Source organism: Micromonospora sp. A202 (assembly GCF_006715105.1).
GTDB lineage: Bacteria > Actinomycetota > Actinomycetes > Mycobacteriales > Micromonosporaceae > Micromonospora > Micromonospora zamorensis.
Map to the genome: position 1 here is coordinate 5,841,349 of NZ_VFMP01000001.1, position 17,312 is coordinate 5,858,660.

At 73.3% G+C, this 17,312-nt stretch carries 19 protein-coding genes; 7 read left to right on the plus strand and 12 right to left on the minus strand.

What is annotated here, in order from left to right; all coding sequences use genetic code 11:
* Entirely contained in the window at window positions 1-297 is a 297-nt protein-coding gene (locus FBZ33_RS26970; RefSeq protein WP_088950178.1) for a DUF1707 domain-containing protein, read from the plus strand.
* A 125-nt stretch (window positions 298-422) separates the two neighbouring features.
* Window positions 423-1,166 carry a DUF4142 domain-containing protein gene (locus FBZ33_RS26975; RefSeq protein WP_141911132.1) on the plus strand — a complete coding sequence of 248 codons (744 nt, stop codon included), beginning with the start codon at window positions 423-425 and terminating at the stop codon, window positions 1,164-1,166.
* 31 nt (window positions 1,167-1,197) lie between these two features.
* On the opposite strand, the gene FBZ33_RS26980 is transcribed toward FBZ33_RS26975, so the two are convergent.
* The 4 genes from FBZ33_RS26980 to tsaB are packed head-to-tail and all read right to left on the minus strand — an operon-like array spanning window position 1,198 to window position 3,662.
* On the minus strand, window positions 1,198-1,452 hold the full coding sequence (locus FBZ33_RS26980; RefSeq protein WP_053660576.1) for a hypothetical protein: 255 nt from the start codon (window positions 1,450-1,452) through the stop codon (window positions 1,198-1,200).
* A 14-nt stretch (window positions 1,453-1,466) separates the two neighbouring features.
* On the minus strand, window positions 1,467-2,513 hold the full coding sequence (gene tsaD, locus FBZ33_RS26985; RefSeq protein WP_088950181.1) for a tRNA (adenosine(37)-N6)-threonylcarbamoyltransferase complex transferase subunit TsaD: 1,047 nt from the start codon (window positions 2,511-2,513) through the stop codon (window positions 1,467-1,469).
* A complete protein-coding gene (gene rimI, locus FBZ33_RS26990) occupies window positions 2,506-2,988 on the minus strand; it encodes a ribosomal protein S18-alanine N-acetyltransferase (RefSeq protein WP_141911133.1) in 483 nt (160 codons plus the stop codon). The genes tsaD and rimI overlap by 8 nt, the downstream gene beginning before the upstream one ends.
* On the minus strand, window positions 2,985-3,662 hold the full coding sequence (gene tsaB / locus FBZ33_RS26995; protein WP_088950183.1) for a tRNA (adenosine(37)-N6)-threonylcarbamoyltransferase complex dimerization subunit type 1 TsaB: 678 nt from the start codon (window positions 3,660-3,662) through the stop codon (window positions 2,985-2,987). Before tsaB ends, rimI begins: the two co-directional genes overlap by 4 nt.
* Before the next feature lie 358 nt (window positions 3,663-4,020).
* On the opposite strand from tsaB, the gene FBZ33_RS27000 reads away from it, so the two are divergent.
* Window positions 4,021-4,725 carry a helix-turn-helix domain-containing protein gene (locus FBZ33_RS27000; protein WP_141911134.1) on the plus strand — a complete coding sequence of 235 codons (705 nt, stop codon included), beginning with the start codon at window positions 4,021-4,023 and terminating at the stop codon, window positions 4,723-4,725.
* A 58-nt stretch (window positions 4,726-4,783) separates the two neighbouring features.
* Here FBZ33_RS27000 and FBZ33_RS27005 read toward each other — a convergent pair whose 3' ends face one another.
* The 6 genes from FBZ33_RS27005 to FBZ33_RS27030 form a co-directional block, all read right to left on the minus strand.
* Window positions 4,784-5,485 (minus strand): uracil-DNA glycosylase, encoded by a 702-nt coding sequence (locus FBZ33_RS27005; protein WP_141911135.1) that lies wholly within the window; start codon window positions 5,483-5,485, stop codon window positions 4,784-4,786.
* Window positions 5,486-5,552: 67 nt separating this feature from the next.
* Window positions 5,553-6,035: a tRNA (adenosine(37)-N6)-threonylcarbamoyltransferase complex ATPase subunit type 1 TsaE gene (tsaE, locus tag FBZ33_RS27010; RefSeq protein ID WP_141911136.1), complete on the minus strand. Its 483-nt coding sequence runs from the start codon at window positions 6,033-6,035 to the stop codon at window positions 5,553-5,555.
* A complete protein-coding gene (locus tag FBZ33_RS27015) occupies window positions 6,032-7,135 on the minus strand; it encodes an alpha/beta fold hydrolase (protein WP_088950187.1) in 1,104 nt (367 codons plus the stop codon). The genes tsaE and FBZ33_RS27015 overlap by 4 nt, the downstream gene beginning before the upstream one ends.
* Entirely contained in the window at window positions 7,132-8,250 is a 1,119-nt protein-coding gene (gene alr, locus FBZ33_RS27020) for an alanine racemase (protein WP_141911137.1), read from the minus strand. The genes FBZ33_RS27015 and alr overlap by 4 nt, the downstream gene beginning before the upstream one ends.
* An 80-nt stretch (window positions 8,251-8,330) precedes the next feature.
* A complete protein-coding gene (locus FBZ33_RS27025) occupies window positions 8,331-9,800 on the minus strand; it encodes an NAD(P)H-hydrate dehydratase (RefSeq protein WP_141911138.1) in 1,470 nt (489 codons plus the stop codon).
* 54 nt (window positions 9,801-9,854) lie between these two features.
* Window positions 9,855-10,223 (minus strand): holo-ACP synthase, encoded by a 369-nt coding sequence (locus FBZ33_RS27030; RefSeq protein WP_141911139.1) that lies wholly within the window; start codon window positions 10,221-10,223, stop codon window positions 9,855-9,857.
* 174 nt (window positions 10,224-10,397) lie between these two features.
* On the opposite strand from FBZ33_RS27030, the gene FBZ33_RS27035 reads away from it, so the two are divergent.
* Together FBZ33_RS27035 and FBZ33_RS27040 are read left to right on the plus strand one after the other, a co-directional pair.
* Window positions 10,398-10,694, plus strand: coding sequence for a hypothetical protein (locus FBZ33_RS27035; protein ID WP_141911140.1), 297 nt, complete (start codon window positions 10,398-10,400; stop codon window positions 10,692-10,694).
* Complete coding sequence (locus FBZ33_RS27040; protein WP_141911141.1) at window positions 10,691-12,307, plus strand: alpha/beta hydrolase; 1,617 nt, start codon at window positions 10,691-10,693, stop codon at window positions 12,305-12,307. Before FBZ33_RS27035 ends, FBZ33_RS27040 begins: the two co-directional genes overlap by 4 nt.
* On the opposite strand, the gene glmS is transcribed toward FBZ33_RS27040, so the two are convergent.
* Window positions 12,294-14,207: a glutamine--fructose-6-phosphate transaminase (isomerizing) gene (gene glmS, locus FBZ33_RS27045; RefSeq protein WP_088950192.1), complete on the minus strand. Its 1,914-nt coding sequence runs from the start codon at window positions 14,205-14,207 to the stop codon at window positions 12,294-12,296. The two genes, FBZ33_RS27040 and glmS, sit on opposite strands and share 14 nt — an antisense overlap.
* An 835-nt stretch (window positions 14,208-15,042) precedes the next feature.
* On the opposite strand from glmS, the gene FBZ33_RS32970 reads away from it, so the two are divergent.
* A complete protein-coding gene (locus tag FBZ33_RS32970) occupies window positions 15,043-15,477 on the plus strand; it encodes an MmpS family transport accessory protein (protein WP_185755420.1) in 435 nt (144 codons plus the stop codon).
* 40 nt (window positions 15,478-15,517) lie between these two features.
* Complete coding sequence (locus FBZ33_RS27055; RefSeq protein WP_141911143.1) at window positions 15,518-16,711, plus strand: pyridoxal phosphate-dependent aminotransferase; 1,194 nt, start codon at window positions 15,518-15,520, stop codon at window positions 16,709-16,711.
* On the opposite strand, the gene FBZ33_RS27060 is transcribed toward FBZ33_RS27055, so the two are convergent.
* Complete coding sequence (locus FBZ33_RS27060; protein WP_141911144.1) at window positions 16,677-17,309, minus strand: PadR family transcriptional regulator; 633 nt, start codon at window positions 17,307-17,309, stop codon at window positions 16,677-16,679. The genes FBZ33_RS27055 and FBZ33_RS27060 overlap by 35 nt on opposite strands.
* Window positions 17,310-17,312: the final 3 nt, after the last annotated feature.

Here is a 17,312-nt window from a genome sequence, read left to right on the forward strand (position 1 = left end):
GTGGATGTCGAGCTGCGCGCCTCCGACGACGACCGCAACCGGGTGGTCGCCGAGCTGCACCGGCACACCGCAGCGGGCCGGCTGACCCTCGACGAGTTTTCCGATCGGGCGGGTGCAGTGTGGACGGCACGCACCCTCGGTGACCTGGCCGCGCTGACCCGCGATCTGCCGGCGCTTTCCGACCCGCCCGGCGACCGCGACACCGTCGGACACGGGCACCGCGAGCTGCTGATGCTCTTCGCCGCCGCGGCGCTCACCCTACTGCTGCTCGGCGGCTTCCTCGCCATCACCCGCTGATCCACGTCGCCAGACGGTGAACTGATCGCGCGATCAGTCCGTATCAGTGGGCGGACGGGCAGCCGGGAGCGTATGGCTGTCCGGTCCAGACGCGTTTCGGTCCGGACCGAGGAGGCACCACAGACATGGCACCGCTCAGATCCGCCCATCGCCGGCTGGGCAACCGGACCCACCGAGCGGCGATGCTGCTCATCGCGATCGTCGCGGGGATCGGTGTCCTGCCCGGCGTGGCCATGGCCGCGCCCGCCGGCGGCGGGCAGCAGCTCAACGCCGCCGACATGACACTGCTCAACGGGGTACGGCTGGCCGGGCTGTGGGAGATGCCAGCCGGTCAGATGGCCGCGGAGAAAGGACAGTCGGCGAAGGTCCGGGAGATCGGCGCCGGCATCGCCACCGAGCACCAGAAGCTCGACGAGCTCGTGGTCGAAGCAGCCAACAAGTTGCGCGCGACGATCCCCAGCGAGCCGACGGCCGAGCAGAAGGGCTGGCTGGCCGAGATGCAGAAGGCGTCCGGCGCCCGGTTCGACCAGATCTTCGTCACCCGGCTCCGGGTCGCCCACGGCAAGATTTTCCCGGTGATCGGCGCGGTCCGCGCCAGCACCCGGGACGCCACCGTCCGCAAGCTCTGCGACGACTCCAACGGCTTCGTCATGCACCACATGCAGATGCTGGAGAGCACGGGCCTGGTCCGCTGGCCGGAGCTGCCCCCGGCGGCGCTGCCCGCCCCCGGTGACGACGGCCTGTTGGCCGCCGCAGCGGCCAACGCCGGCCCGCAGGTCGGGGTCAGCAGCACAGTCGTCTGGCTGGTCTTCCTCGCCGCGCTGGGCACCGGTGGAATCGCCACCTACCGGATGCTGCGCCGCAGTTGACCGTCGGCGATGGCCTCGTTGGTGGCTCGCGTCAGCGGTCGACCTGGGTGAAATCCCAGGAGTGCGGAGCGCGGGCCACCAGCAGGGCAGGCGGATCGGGCAGCGGTCGCGGGTTGCTGCGCCACTTGGAGATGACCACCACGCGATGGTCGGTGGAGGAGAAGACCTCGCTGGAGACGTGCAGCGGGTCGTGCTCCAACTCGGGCAGGGCGGTATCGCACACCCAGGTGATCAGGTCGGCGACGCCGTACGCCTCGGCGCGCGCCTCCCACATCCGCACGATCATGTCCGCCGCCCCCGTCACACGCTGACCGTGGTCAACGGCAGTGCCGAATCGGCAGGCAGGTCCAGTCGGCTCGGCGCGACCCCAGCCGCGACCAGGTGCGAACCGAGCGCGGCCACCATCGCACCGTTGTCGGTGCAGAGCTTCGGACGGGGCACCCGGACCCGGATGCCGTACTTCTCGGCCCGCTGCTCGGCCATCGCCCGCAGCCGCGAGTTCGCCGCCACTCCCCCGCCGATCACCAGGGTGTCGATGCCCTGAGCGCGGCAGGCGGCGAGCGCCTTGCTGGTCAGGACGTCACAGACCGCCTCCTGGAAGGACGCGGACACGTCGGCCACCGGCACCGGCTCACCGGCACGCTGACGCGCCTCGACCCACCGGGCCACCGCCGTCTTCAGGCCGGAGAACGAGAAGTCGTACCGGTGGGCGGCGAGATCCTTGGCGGCGGTCAGGCCGCGTGGGAAGGCGATCGCGGCGGCGTCGCCGGCCCGGGCCTCCCGGTCGATCGGCGGGCCGCCCGGGAACGGCAGCCCGAGCAGCCGGGCAACCTTGTCGAACGCCTCACCAGCGGCGTCGTCGATGGTGGCGCCCAGCGGGGTGACGCCCCGGGCCAGGTCGTCGACGAGCAGCAGGGACGAGTGACCGCCGGACACCAGCAGCGCGATGGCGGGTTCGGGCAGCGGGCCGTGCTCAAGGGTGTCCACCGCGACGTGGGCGGCAAGATGGTTCACGCCGTACACGGGCTTCTCGGCGGCGAGCGCGTACCCCTTGGCGGCGGCGACACCGACCAGCAGCGCACCGGCCAGACCAGGCCCGGAGGTGACGGCGATCGCGTCGATGTCCGCCAGGGTGACGCCGGCCTCGGTCAGGGCCCGGTCCATGGTGGGCACGATGGCCTCCAGGTGTGCCCGGCTGGCCACCTCGGGCACCACACCCCCGAATCGGGCGTGCTCCTCGACGCTGGAGGCGAGCGCGTCGGCCAGCAGGGTGTGCCCCCGCACGATGCCGACGCCGGTCTCGTCGCAGGAGGTCTCGATACCCAGGATCAGCGGTTCGTCAGCCATGGTCGTGTGGTCCGTCCCCGGTCGGCTCGGCGTCGCGCCGCATGACCAGCGCGTCGGTGTTGCTCGGTTGGTAGTAGCCGCGCCGCACCCCGATCGGCTCGAACCCGTACGTCGCGTAGAGCCGCTGGGCGGCGGCGTTGTCCACGGCGACCTCCAACAGGGTGCTGCGGGCATCCCGCCGGCCCGCCTCGGCGAGCAGTTCCTCCAGCAGGACGCGGCCCACGCCCCGCCGCTGGGCGTCCCGGCGCACGGCGATGTTCTGCACCCACACCTCGTCCGGAGGAGCCCCGGCGAGACCGGCGTAACCGAGCACCGCGCCATCCCCGTCGACGGCGACCCGGTAGTGGTGCCCGTTGGCCAGCTCGTTCCAGAACATGGCCGGCGACCACTGCTCGGCGCCGAAGAGGTCCGCCTCGATCGGGAGCACGTCGTCGATGTGCCACCAGCGGAACGGGACGAGCCGTACCGCTGTCATGGCAGGACCGGTTTGCGGCCGACAGCCGCCACCGCGTCGGGACGGCGCAGGTAGAGCGGGGTGAGCCGCTCACTGGACGCTCCCGCCCGGATCCGCTCGGCCGCGAGCAGCGCCAGCACGGTGGCGTCCGGGTACCTGGGCTCGACCCGCACGGGCAGGTCCAGGATCTCGGCGTACCGGTGTGCCCCGTCCCCGACCGCGATCGTCGCGCCCAACTCCCGGGCGCGCGCGGCGGCCACCGACGGCGTGGACACCTCAGGCCCGACGATCCGCTGGCCCGCACCGTCGTAGACAGCCCAGTAGAGCTCCTTGCGCCGGGCATCGCTGGCGGCCAGCACCGGCTCGCCGGACGCCGCCGGGTAGCCGATGGCGTCCAGCGAGCAGACGCCGTACGTGGGGATGCCGAGCACCTGACCCATCGTCGCAGCGGTGACCAGGCCGACCCGCAGCCCGGTGAACGGACCCGGGCCGAGCCCGGCGACGATGGCGCTCAGGTCCCGTGGGCGCGCGTCGGCGTCGGCGAGGACCGCATCCACCTGGGGAGCGAGCAGTTCGCCGTGCGCGCGGGCATCGACCGTGCACCGGTGCGCCCGGGACACGACACCGTCCGCCGAGACCTCCACCAGCGCTGCGGTCACCGCAGGGGTCGAGCTGTCCACCACGAGTACGAGCACGGTTAGCCAGCCTAGCCGCCCCGCCACCGCCCCCGGTCACGCCCCGCCCCGGTCACCGCCCCCAGGCCCGCCCCACCCACCGCGGTCCTCCGGACGCCCGCCCACCCGCACCCCGCAACCCCGCCGGGCGGCGAAGCGGCCGGGGAGCGAAGCGGCCGGGTGCGACGACGCCACATTTCCTTTTGAGCGTGATGCCTGTGAGTCATCTTGATGACTCACAGGCATCACGCTCACTGGGATGAGGCCCGCCGCCAGCCGCCAGGCCATCGACCGCGGCGGTCCTGGGCCGGATCAGCGGCGAGTCGTCAATATGCCGCAGAGGTATCGCCGGCATCTGGCCCTGGTCCACCATGCGGGGATGCCATCCACTCGCCTTGTCACCCTTCTCGGCGCTACCGTGCGGCAGCAACGACACCTGCGCGAGCTGAGCCAGCGTCAGTTGGCCGCGCTGGCCGGGGTCAGCCAGGCTGCCGTGGCCAGGATCGAACGTGGCGAGCGTGCGCCGACCATCCCGGTGCTGGAACGGATGCTCGCTGCGATGGATGTGCAGCTGGCCGTCGGGGTGGAGCCGCTGGACGCGCACCTTGACGCCCGGATGGACGACCTGGCCGCTCGGCCGCTCGCCGAGCGGATCGACGAACTGGGCCTGGATCGGCTGCTGGACCGGCTCAGCGATCTCCCGCAGGTGCTCACCGGGAGCACGGCTGCCCTGTTGCAGGGTGCGCCGGTGCCGGTGGACGCGCTGGAGATCGCCGTGCGGTGGCAGGACTCGAAGGTGTTGACCCGTTGGCTGGAAAGGAACTACGGGCAGCGGTGGAACGCTCGCTGGGGCGAGTTCGGCGGTGTGTGGCTGGAGCCCGAGGAGCCGGGCGAGCACCGTTGGTCGACCAGGTACGGCGAGATCAGGGCCACGATGTGCGACGAGCTGCCCGAGACGATCGAGGTGCGCCACGGCGGTCGGGGCTACCAGGTGGTGCCGCTCGTCGAATTGGAGCTGACCGAGCCGCGCGCCGGCGAGCTGTTACGCCGCTACCGTGACCGGCAGCTGGCCAGCGGAAGCTGAGCCACCCGCCAGCCACGCCAACAGCAGGGCGGTGACCGGGAGCCGCGAGCCGCAGAGGTCAGCCGGCGGTGCGCTCCCAGTCGATGGTGGGCAGGCCGGCGTCGGCGAGCGCCTTGTTGGCCGCGCTGAACGGGCGGCTGCCGAGGAAGCCACGCGGGTTCATCGGGCTGGGGTGGCCGGCCTCCAGCACGACGTGCTGCGGGTTGGTGACCAGGGCCGCCTTCTTGCGGGCGTAGCCGCCCCAGAGCAGGAAGACCACCCGGTCCGGCGAGGCGTCCAGTGCCCGGATGGTGGCGTCGGTGAACTCCTCCCAGCCGGCGTTGGCGTGCGAGCCCGGGGTGGCCTGACGGACGGTCAGCACCGCGTTGAGCAGCAGCACGCCCTGGGCGGCCCACCCGTCGAGGTTGCCGCTGCGCGGCTTGGGAACGCCGACGTCCTCGCCCAACTCCTTGAAGACGTTGCGCAACGACGGCGGCACCGTCACACCGTCGCGGACGCTGAAGCTCAACCCGTGTGCCTGCCCGGCCCGGTGGTAGGGGTCCTGCCCGAGGATCAGCACCCGGGTGCCCTGCGGCGGGCAGAGCCGGTAGGCCGAGAACAGGTCCTCCAGGGGAGGGAAGACGGTCTGCGTCGCGTATTCCCGAGCGACGAACTCGGCCAGCGCGGCGGTGCGCGCCGCATCCAGGTGTGGGGTGAGCACGGCACGCCACTGCTCCGGCAGCAGGGCCAGCAGATCCAGGGCGGGGGCGTCGTCGGGCATCAGGAACCTCTCACACAGCGCGGGTCGGTCCCCCGCACTCTAGGCATCGGGTACGACAGCGACCGCCCTAGCCCAGGCCGGCGAGCCGACGGGCCCAGTCGCCACCGATCGGGTCCAGCTCGACGATGCGGGTGTCGTCGTCGCGGCGGTCGATCCGGACCCGCAGGTGCGCGTCGACCAACTGCTCCACCAGGCCTTCACCCCACTCCACCACTGTCACCGAGTCCTCGACCGATGCGTCGAGGTCCAGGTCGTCGATCTCGGCACGGGGGTCGGTGGCGGCGCCCAGCCGGTACGCGTCGGCGTGCACCAGGGCGACCCGGCCACCCCGGGCCGGATCGGGGCGGTGCACCCGGGCGATCACGAACGTCGGCGAGGTGATGTCGCCGAGTACACCGAGCCCGGCGCCGACGCCCTGGGTGAGCGCGGTCTTGCCGGCGCCCAGCGGGCCGGTCAGCAGCACCAGGTCGCCGGCGCGCAGCAGCCCGGCCAGGCGTCGGCCGAACTCCCGGGTGTCCTCGACGGTCGGCAGCTTGACGACGTGACTCACCGTTCCTCCGGCTCTGCGAGTGATTCGAGGAACCGCGCGAGCGCGGCGTTGACCTCGTCGGCGTGCTCCAGCATCACCACGTGTCCACTGTCTTTGATCTTGACGAACTCGGCGTGCGGCAACCGCCGGACGATCTCCTCCGAGTGGGTCACCGGAGTGATCATGTCCTTGTCACCGACCACCACCAGCACCGGCGTCGCGGCCAACGCCGCGAGAGCCGGGAAGCGCGAGTGGGTGGCCAGGGTCCGCAGGTAGCGGGTCACCGTGTCGGCCGACGTCCGGGAGTTCATCGTCTCCACGTAGGACACCAGCGACGGGCTGGGCTTGCGGGTGCCGAAGCCGTACTTGCGGGTCAGCAGCCAGGCCACGTTCGACGTCGACTTGCGGGCCTTGTCGATCACCGGCCCGCCGTACCGGGTGGCGTTGCTGACCATGTACAGCACCGGGCCACCGACCCGGCCGAGCAGCGCGGGCGCGACCAGCTTGGTCTCGGCGATGAGCCCGCCCGAGGTGGCCATCAGGACCGTGCCCACCACCCGGTCACCGAACAGCTCCGGGAACAACTCGGCGAACGCCATGATGGTCATGCCGCCCATCGAGTGACCGACCAGCACCAGCGGCCCGTCCGGGGCGGTGCGGTCGATCACCTGGCGCAGCGTCCGGCCGAGCACCGCGAGGTCGTACTCCCCGGTCTCCAACCGGCCGGACCGACCATGACCGGGCTGGTCGTACGCCACGACCCGGTAGTCACCTCGGGCCGCGAGCATCTGGCGCTGGAAGTGGAACGTCCCCATGTCCAGGCAGAAGCCGTGCACCAGCACCACCGTCGGATGCCCCGGCACCGGCCTGGTCGGCTCGACCACCTCGACGTGGATGTCCGTGCCGTCCGGCAGCTCCAGACGGAACGCCTCGTCGTACCGCTGCTCGCCGAACGCCTCGTGCGCGTAGCGGTCGGCCGGGTCTGCCTTGAGCCGGCGGACCAGGGTGCGCTCGGTCGCGACGCCGGCCGCCAGGCCCGCGGCCGCGACCCCGACCGCGGCCCCGAGGATCCCCGCGACCCGGCCCGCCGCGGTCCGCGGACGCGGAATGCGGTAGCTCATGGCCGCTCGCCGTCATAGATCCGAGGCACGCGTGTGCTGCCGAACCGGGTGACGATCTCGTAGTTGATCGTGCCGACCGCCTCGGCCCAGTCGTCGGCGGTCGGCTCACCGTCGGCACCACTGCCGAACAGGGTCGCCACGTCGCCGTCGGCCACCGGGTCGTCCCCGCAGTCGATCACGAACTGGTCCATGCAGACCCGTCCCGAGATCGTCCGCCGTGCGCCGGCGAGCTGGACCGGGCCGGTGTTGGACGCGTGCCGGGGAACCCCGTCGGCGTACCCGAGCGGCACCACGGCCAGGTTCGCGTCCGCCTCGGTGGTGTAGGCGTGCCCGTAGGAGACGCCGGTGCCGGCGGGCACCCGCTTGGTGAGCATCACCCGGGCGCGTGCGGTCATCGCCGGCCGCAGCCCGTACGTCTCGCCGGCCACCGGGGAGAGCCCGTAGATGGCCAGGCCGGGGCGGACCAGGTCGAAGTGGGTGTCCGGGCGGGTCAGGGTGGCCGCCGAGTTGGCGAGGTGCCGCCAGCGCGGGCGCAGCCCGGCCCGCTCGACCATGGCCAGCCCTTCGTGGAAGACGGCCAGTTGGCGATCGGTGGTGGGGTGGCCGGGGCTGTCCGCGTACACGAAGTGGCTCCACACGCCGACCACCTCGACCAGGCCATCGGCCTGCGCCTTCGCGGCGGCGTCCAGGAGCGCCGGCCAGTCGGCGACGGTCGCACCGCCCCGCGACAGCCCGGTGTCGATCTTCAGGTGCAGACGGGCGGGGCGCCCGGCGAGCCGGCCCGCCTCGATCATCTCGTCCAGCTGCGGCAGACTGGCCGCGCCCAGGTCCACCCCGGCGGTGACCCCCTCGTGCAGCGGCAACCCCGGCGCGAGCAGCCAGGCCAGCACCGGCACTGCCACTCCGGCCCGCCGCAGGGTGAGCGCCTCGTCGAGGGTGCAGACACCGAGCCAGTCCGCGCCGGCGTCGAGCGCGGCGCGGGCGGCCGGAAGCATGCCATGGCCGTACCCGTCGCCCTTCACCACCGCCATCAGCTCGGCGCTGGTGCCGGAGCGGAGCCTGCTCACGTTCTCGCGGATCGCGTCAAGATCGACGCGTACCTCGGCCTGCCACATACGCCCAGCCTACTTTCCGCCGTGATCACCGGGGGCGGCGACGCACGCCCCCGGTCGACGACCCGGCCGGAACGGGCCGATCAGCCCAGCCGGGCGACAACCGGGCGAAGTGCGGTGACCACGTCGGGCGCGGTCACCGGCCCACCCCGGGCCGCCTCCCGGCCGGCGAGCCCGTGCAGGTACGCGGCCGAGGCGGCGGCCCGATCGGCGGGCACCCCGGCCGCCAGCAACGAGCCGAGCAGCCCGGCCAGCACGTCACCCGTGCCGCCGGTGGCCAGCGCCGGGGTGCCGGTCGGGTTGACGTACGCCCGGCCGTCCGGCGTGCCGATCACCGTGCGGTCCCCCTTGAGCAGCACCACCGCGTTCATCCAGGCGGCCAGCCGCAGTGCGGAGCCGACGCGGTCGGCGCCGGGCTCCTCCCCGCACAGCCGGGTGAACTCCCGGTCGTGCGGGGTGACCACGATCGGCGCGTCCCGCCCGCGCAGCCGGTCGGCGAGTGAGCCGTCCACCAGCAGGGTCAACGCGTCAGCGTCGAGCACCACCGGCACCGGGGAGGCCAGCACGGCGCGCAGCTCTGCCGCCGCGTCCTCTCCGGTGCCCAGGCCGGAGCCGCAGACCCAGGCCTGCACCCGGCCCGCGTCGGCGACCCGCCCACTGGCGATCACCGAGGGGTGCTGGTGCAGCACCTCGGACCGGGCACCGCCGGCATAGCGGACCAGGCCGGTCGGCCCGGCCAGAGCGCCGCCGACGGAGAGCACCGCCGCGCCCGGGTAGGTCGCCGAGCCGGTCGACACCCCCACCACGCCCCGGCTGTACTTCTCCGACGCCGGGGCCAGCTCCGGCCACCAGTCGACCAGGTCGGACCACTCGGTGACCCGCAGCGCCGGGGAGCCTCGCAGCCACGGGCGCAGCCCGATGTCGACCAACTCCACCTGCCCGGCCAGGGCGGCTGCCGGCCCGACCACCAGTGCGGGCTTGAGCGCGCCGAACGCCACCGTCACGTCGGCGCGGACCGCTGTCGGTCGGCCGGACGCGGACAGCGGCACGTGGCCGGTGTCCACCGCGACCCCGCTCGGCACGTCCACCGCCAGGATGGTGGCGCGCTCGCCGTCGCGCCCACGCAACTCGCCGAGGCGTTGGACCACCTCGTCCGCGCTCGCCCGCAGCCCACCGGTGCCGCCGATGCCGACGATGCCGTCCAGGACCAGGTCGACCGGGCCGGCCGGCTGCGGCACCAGCCGGCCACCGGCCGCTCGCAGGGCGGCCAGCCCGGCGGCGTGCGCACGCCCTGGGGTGAGCAGCAGGGCGGACACCTGGACTCCCCGGCGGGCCAGCCGCTCCCCCGCGTACAGCGCGTCGCCACCGTTGTCACCGGAACCGACCAGCAGCAGCACCCGGGCGCCGTAGACCCGGCCCCGCTCGGCGAGCAGCAGCGCGGCCCGGCGGGCCAGCCCGGCGGCGGCCCGCTGCATCAGCGTCCCATCCGGCAGCGTGCCCATCAGCCCTGCCTCGGCCGCCCGTACGTCGGCCACCCGCCACACCGATCTCATGCCACCGTGTCCCATTCGTTCGCGGGTGGACCGGGTCGGCCCGCCCAGCCGACATCACCGTTCCGCGACCACCATCGCCGACGCGATCCCCCCGTCGTGCGACAACGAGAGATGCCAGCGGTTGACCCCACGCGCGTCGGCCGCCGCCGCGACCGTGCCGGAGACGGCGAGCCAGGGACGGCCGTCCGGGTCGGGCACGATCTCGCAGTCGTGCCAGCTCAGCCCGGCCGGAGCGCCGAGCGCCTTGGCCACGGCCTCCTTGGCGGCGAAGCGGGCGGCAAGGGACTCCGGCGATCGCGGGGCACCGGCGCGCGTGTGTCGCTCGGCAGTGGTGAAGAGCCGGTCGGCGAGCAGCGGCGTCCGTGCCAGGGCCCGGGCGAACCGGTCGACCAGGACGACGTCGATGCCGACAGCGACGATCACCACTTCACCCTACCGGCGGCCGGGGCCGCAGATTAGCCGTCGGGCCCGCGGTGGGCAACGCCTGTGGACAGGCCGGGGTACGCCTCAACGCCGGCTGTCCACAGGGCACTCGACGACCTCCGGTACGCGCCTAGCGTCAGCGCGTCGATCCCGATCGTCGGTGGGGGTGTGGTCATGACCGATAAGCCGTTCGTCGTCCGGCCGGAGGAGCTGCGCGCGGTCGCCGTGGTGCTCGACGACGGGGCGCACCGGCTGGCACTGGGCCTCGCGGGGGTGCCCGGGTTGCTGGTGACGGCACCCGAGTGGCGAGCCGGCGCGGCCCTGGCCGGGGTGGAGGCAGCCGTGCACTCCTGGTTGTGCCTGGTGGGTGCTCGGGTCACGGCGGCCTCCGCCGGGGTGCGGGCCGCGGCCGAGGCGTACGAGTCGGTCGACGACCGGGCGGCCGACCGGTTCGCCACCCTGCACCGGTGAGCAGCGTCGCCTACCGACACCTGTGGGCAGCCGATCCGAGCGGGTGGCGGGCCGCCGGGACGGCCTGGGCGGGGTTGACCGGGCTGGTCGACCGACGCGTCGGTGAGCTGCGTACGGCGGACGGGCGCTTGCGGGGCGGTTGGTCGGGCGCGGCGGCCACGGCGGCGGACGCCCGGCTCGTCGGTCTGCGTGACGAGCTGACGTCGGTCGCGCCCGTGTTGATCGAGGTCGACCAGGTGCTGGCCGAGCTGGCCGGCCGGCTGGCCGTGGCGAAGGCACGGCTCGCCGATGCGGTCGCCCTGGCGGACGCGGCCGGCCTGCTGGTGGACCGCGAGGGTGGGGTGCACGTCGATCCCGCCCGGGCCCGGCCGACCGAGCGGGCCGGCGTGGCAGCGGCCCGGGTGGCGGCAGACCTGCGGGACGCGCTCGACGAGGCCGGTGCCGCGGACCGGGCCGCCGCCGACCGGTTGGACGAGCTGGCCCGGGCCGCCGGCACCGGCTGGGCCTCCCCGCCACCGCCCGACCGGCCGGCCCCCGGTGCGGCGCCGACCCTGGTCCGCGCCTGGTGGGCGGGTCTGACACCGGCGCAGCGACGGTGGCTGATCGGGCACGAGCCGGCGTTGGTCGGCCGATTGGACGGGGTGCCGGTGGCCGCCCGCGACCAGGCCAACCGGCTGCGGCTCGGGGTCTGGCGGGAGGAGCTGATGGCGGAGCGGCGGCGGTTGCTGACCCGGGTGCCGCCGGGGGCATTGGCGTCGCTCCGGCTGCGCGGGGTGGCTGAGCGGTTGGCCGGTCTGGACGCGCTGGGCGGACGACTGGCGGGCGGCGGGGAGCCGCGGGCATACCTGCTGGGGCTGGATACTGCCGGTGAGGGTCGGGTGGTGCTGGCGCTCGGCGACCCGGACCAGGCCGACCGGGTGCTCACCTACGTGCCGGGGATGGGTTCCGGGCTGGACGACGCCCCCGGTGAGCTGGGCAGGGCGGCGCGGGTGCTGGACCGGTGCGCCACGCTCGCCCCGACCGAACGCAGCGCGGCGGTGCTCTGGTTGGACTACGACGCCCCGGATTTCGTGACCGACGCGACTTCGGCAGGTCTGGCACGCGATGCCGGCCCGGCTCTGCACCGCTTCCAGGAGGGGCTGCGGGCCACCCACGAGGGGCCACCGGCCCGGCAGACCGTGCTCGGGCACAGCTACGGGTCACTGGTGGTGGGCATGGCCGCCCGGGAGCACGGGCTGGCCGCCGACGCGCTGGTCTTTGTCGGTTCCCCCGGGGTCGGTGCGTCGCACGCCGCCGAGCTGGGCGTGCCCGCCCGGGAGGTCTGGGCGAGCAGCGCTCCCGACGACGTGATCCGCGGGGCCCTTCCGGTGGACGAGATGGGCCGACGTGCGCTGTCCGGCGCGGCTCCGCTGGCCGCCGCGCTGGCCTGGCCCGACCGGACCGGCCACGAGCTGTGGTTCGGTCACGACCCGTCGGACCCCGGGTTCGGCGGTCGGGTCTTCGGCAGTGGGCGAGGAGGCCACACCGGTTACTGGGACCCGGGCAATCCCGCGCTGGACGGGATGGCCCGGGTCGTGCTGGGCCAGGTCGTTGAGGGGCCTACTCGACGGTGACCGACTTGGCCAGGTTGCGGGGCTGGTCCACGTCGTGTCCACGGGCGGCGGCGATCTCGGCGGCCAGCACCTGCAACGGCACCGTGGTGACGAGCGGGGCCAGCAGCGTCGGCGTACGCGGCACGTAGATGAGGTGGTCGGCATACCGGACGACCGCCTCGTCGCCCTCCTCCGCGATCACGATGGTCCGCGCACCGCGCGCCCGGACCTCCTGGATGTTGGAGACGACCTTGTCGTGCAGCATGCCCCGGCCGACCGGCGAGGGCACCACGCAGATGACCGGGGTGCCCTTGTCGATCAGGGCGATCGGGCCGTGCTTCAGCTCGCCGGCGGCGAAGCCCTCGGCGTGCATGTACGCCAGTTCCTTGAGCTTCAGCGCGCCCTCCAGGGCCACCGGGTAGCCGACGTGCCGGCCGATGAACAGCACTGTCGGCTCGGACTTCAGCTCCCGGGCGAGCTCGCGGACGGGCTCGATCCGGTCGAGCAGCTCGCGCAGCTTGCCGGGGATCTCCTGCAACTGCGCGACCACCGCGCCCACCTCGTCGGCGAACTTGATGCCGCGCACCTGGGCCAGGTGCAGGCCAATCAGGTAGCAGGCGACGACCTGGGTGAGGAACGCCTTGGTGGAGGCGACGGCGATCTCCGGCCCGCCGTGGGTGTAGAGCACGGCGTCCGACTCACGGGGGATGGTCGAGCCGTTGGTGTTGCAGATCGCCAGCACCCGGGCCTTCTGCTCCTTGGCGTGGCGCAGCGCCATCAGGGTGTCCATCGTCTCGCCGGACTGCGAGATCACCACGATCAGCGTGGACCGGTCGAGGACCGGGTCGCGGTAGCGGAACTCGCTGGCCAGCTCCACCTCGCAGGGGATCCGGGTCCAGTGCTCGATGGCGTACTTGGCGACCATGCCGGCGTGGTACGCCGTGCCGCAGGCCACGATGAAGATCTTGTCGACGTCGCGCAGGTCCTGGTCGCTGAGGCGGACCTCGTCGAGGGCGATCTCGCCGGTCTCGGTGAGCCGGCCGAGCAGCGTGTCGGCGATGGCCTGCGGCTGCTCCTCGATCTCCTTGAGCATGAACCAGTCGTAGCCACCCTTCTCGGCGGCCGAGGAGTCCCAGTCGATGTGGAAGTCCTTGCCGGCGGCGGGCTGGCCGTCGAAGTCGGTGATCTCGATGCTGTCACCGGTGATCAGGACGATCTGGTCCTGGCCCAGCTCGACCGCTTCCCGGGTGTGCTCGATGAACGCGGCCACGTCGCTGGCCAGGTAGTTCTCGCCGTCGCCGCGGCCGACGACCAGCGGCGAGTTGCGCCGGGCGCCGACAACCGCACCGGGCACGCCGGCGTCCACCGCGAGCAGGGTGAACGCGCCCTCCAGCCGCTGGCAGACCACCCGCATGCCGGCGGCGAGCAGCTGCGGGCTGTCCGGCTGGCCGGCGGCGCGCAGGTCGGCCAGCGCGGCGGCGAGCAGGTGCGCGGCGCACTCGGTGTCGGTGTCGCTGGTGAACTGGACGCCGTCGGCCTCCAGCTCGTTACGGAGCTTGGCGAAGTTTTCGATGATGCCGTTGTGGATCACCGCGACCCGGCCGTCGGGGGCGACGTGCGGGTGGGCGTTGCGGTCGGTCGGGCCACCGTGGGTGGCCCACCGGGTGTGCCCGATGCCGGTGGTGCCGTCACCGATGCCGATCGGGCTGGCCGCGCAGGAGGTCGGGTCGTCGGCGGCCCGCTCGGACAGCACCTTCTCAAGGTTGGCCAGCTTGCCGGCCTTCTTCTCGGTCAGCAGCCGGTCGTCGCAGACGATCGCGACGCCCGCCGAGTCGTAGCCGCGGTATTCCAGCCGCCGCAGCCCGTCGAGCACGATGCTGAGTGCGGGGCGCGCGCCCGCGTATCCCACGATTCCACACATGGCCCGCAGCCTAACCCAGTTTCACTCATGATGGGTGCTCGAAAGTCGGGTTATCAATCACGGAATCTGAGCGATCGGGGGTTGGCGGGGCGCAACGGGACGAGCATCGCAGGCCGGGCGGGGCCGCCCGGAGGTGACGGGGGTTGCGGCGCGCCGTCGGGTACGACAGTCTCTCGGCGGGTTCGGCGCGCCCGCCCTCGGCCCGTTCGTTCCATACCCACTCCCGCCCGGAGCAGCCATGTCCGACGCGCCCCCGCCCGATCCGTCCCCCACCTCGCCATCGGACCCGGCACCCGGCGGCACGTCGGGGCCGTCACCCGAGCCGTCCCCGCTGCGCCCGGCCTCTCCGTTGCCACCGGATCCGACGGCACCGCCCTCCCCCGCTGGGCTCCCGGCGCCCGACCCACTGGCACCGGCTCAGCCGTGGGCACCGCCGGCGCCGTGGGCGCCAGCCCCGTGGACCCCGGCCGCGCCGTGGACCCCGTCGCCGCCCCCGACCCAGTGGACGCCCCAACCGCCGCCGACCCCGTGGACGCCCGGGCCACCGGCGTCGCCGTGGTCGCCGTCCCCGCCCGATCCGACGGATCCGACGGCCGCCGGGCCGCCTCCGGCAGCAGGATGGCCCACGCCTACCGGTGCGCCACCGCCCGCGCACTGGCCGCCGTCAGCCGGATGGCCGCCCCACGGCTATCCGCCGCCGTACACCTACCCCGGCCAGCCGCGTGCCAGCGGCAGCCCGACCACGAGCAGCGGCCGGATCGTCGGCATCGTCGTCGCGGTCTTCGTGGCACTGGTCCTGGCCGTCTGCGGTTGCCTCTGCGCGAGTGGTTTCCTGTTGGACAGACCCGGCTCGGAGCCGATCGCCGAGGAGCCGTGGGTTGTTCCCGACGACGGTTGGACCGCACCCACCACACGTACGCCCATTCCGGAGCGACCCAGCCCCGCGCCCCCGACCCCGAGCAAGCAGCCGGTCACCCGACCGACGTCGGGGCCGGCCCCGGTGACGGTGGTCTACGAGGTCACCGGATCGGGCGAGGCCGACATCGCGTACTTCGACGCCGAGAGCGACCTGATCCACGTCGACAGCGCGAAGCTCCCCTGGCGCACCACCATCCGGACAAACGGCGCGAGCCGGGTCAGGTTGGAGGCCGACTGGGTCGATATGGAATACGAGGGTCTCCTCGAATGCACCGTCACGATCAGCGGCACCGGCACGCCGGTGGTCCTCAAGGAGCGGAGCTACGGCAGCATCTGGTGCGCGCCCGAGTGAGGCTGGGGTTCGGCCCTGGTGTGGCCTTAGGCTGGCGCAGGTGACGAGCACCGATGTCGACCCGCTGGTGGCCCGGATGCGGCCGTTCGGCACGACGATCTTCGCCGAGATGTCCGCCCTCGCCGTGCGCACCGGCGCGGTCAACCTCGGGCAGGGCTTCCCGGACACCGACGGTCCGCCGGAGATGCTGGCCGCCGCCGCCGAGGCGCTGCGCGGCGGGCAGAACCAGTACCCGCCCGGCCCGGGGATTCCCGCCATGCGCGCGGCGGTCGCGGCCCACCAGCAGCGGTTCCAGGACCTGTCGTACGACCCGGACGGCGAGATCGTCATCACCGCGGGTGCCACCGAGGCGGTCGCGGCCAGCATCCTCGCCCTCTGCGAACCGGGTGACGAGGTGGTGTGCTTCGAGCCGTACTACGACTCGTACGCTGCCTCGATCGCCCTGGCCGGCGCGGTCCGGCGACCGGTGACCCTGCGGCCCGCGGCCGACGGCCGGTACGCCTTCGACCCGGCGGCGCTGCGCGCGGCGTTCGGCCCGCGCACCCGACTGGTGCTGCTCAACTCACCGCACAACCCGACCGGCAAGGTCTTCACCCCGGCGGAGTTGGCGCTGGTCGCCGAGCTGTGTCAGGAGTTCGGCGCGTACGCGGTCACCGACGAGGTGTACGAGCACCTGGTCTTCACCGACGCGTCGAGCCCGCACGTGTCGTTGGCCGGCCTGCCCGGGATGCGGGAGCGGACGCTGCGCATCTCCTCGGCCGGCAAGACGTTCTCCTGCACGGGGTGGAAGGTCGGCTGGGCGAGCGGCCCGGCGGCGCTGGTCTCGGCGGTGCTGCGGGTGAAGCAGTTCCTCACCTTCGTCAACGCGGCACCGCTGCAACCGGCGGTGGCAGTGGCGTTGGCGCTGCCGGACGACTACTACACCGGCTTCCGCGACGGGCTCCAGCAGCGCCGTGACCAGCTCGTCGGTGGTCTCACCGACGCCGGGTTCGAGGTGCTCGACTCGGAGGGGACATACTTCGTCACCGCCGACATCACCGCGCTCGGCGGCCGGGACGGGGTGGAGTTCTGCCGTTCGCTGCCGGAGCGCTGTGGTGTGGTGGCGGTGCCGACGCAGGTCTTCTACGACGATGTGGAGGCGGGCCGACGGCTGGTCCGGTTCGCGTTCTGCAAGCGCCCCGAGGTGCTGACCGAGGCGGTCAGCCGGCTGCGCGCTCTGAGCCCGAGCCACTGACCGGTCCGCCGAGGGCTGATCCGGGGTCGCTCGACGACTGAGACGCCGGCGGTGTCGCGAGCCGGGTCAGCAGTTGGCCCCCGTCGCCGAGCAGCACCGACTCGGCGTCGTCCACGAACGACAGGTCGGCCGTCACGTGCCGGCTCGCCGCGGTGAGCAGCAACCCGACCACCGGGTCCTCGGCGGCACGCCGGAGGCCGTCCAGATTGCGCAACTCGCGCAGCAGGTGCCCGCGTTGGTTGCTGAGCACCGCGCGCACGGTGGCCGCGGAGCCGGACCGGGCGGCGGCGGTGACCTTGAGGAAGAAGTCGTCCCGGAATCCCCCGCTGCGTGGGCTCGGCTCGGCCAGCCACCGTGCCAGCTCCGCGCGGCCGGCCTGGGTGATTTCGTAGACCACCCGGTCCGGCTTGATCGGTTGCGGCTGCCGTTCGGCGACGACCAGCTCGTCCCGGGAGAGCCGGTCGAGGATCTGGTAGAGGTGGCCGATGTTCAGCGGCCCCCACTGCGGGCCGACGGCGGCCTCGAACGATCCCTTGAGCTGGTAGCCGTGGCTGGGGCCACCAGCGAGCAGGGCGAGGACAGCGTGCTGGATCGCCATGTC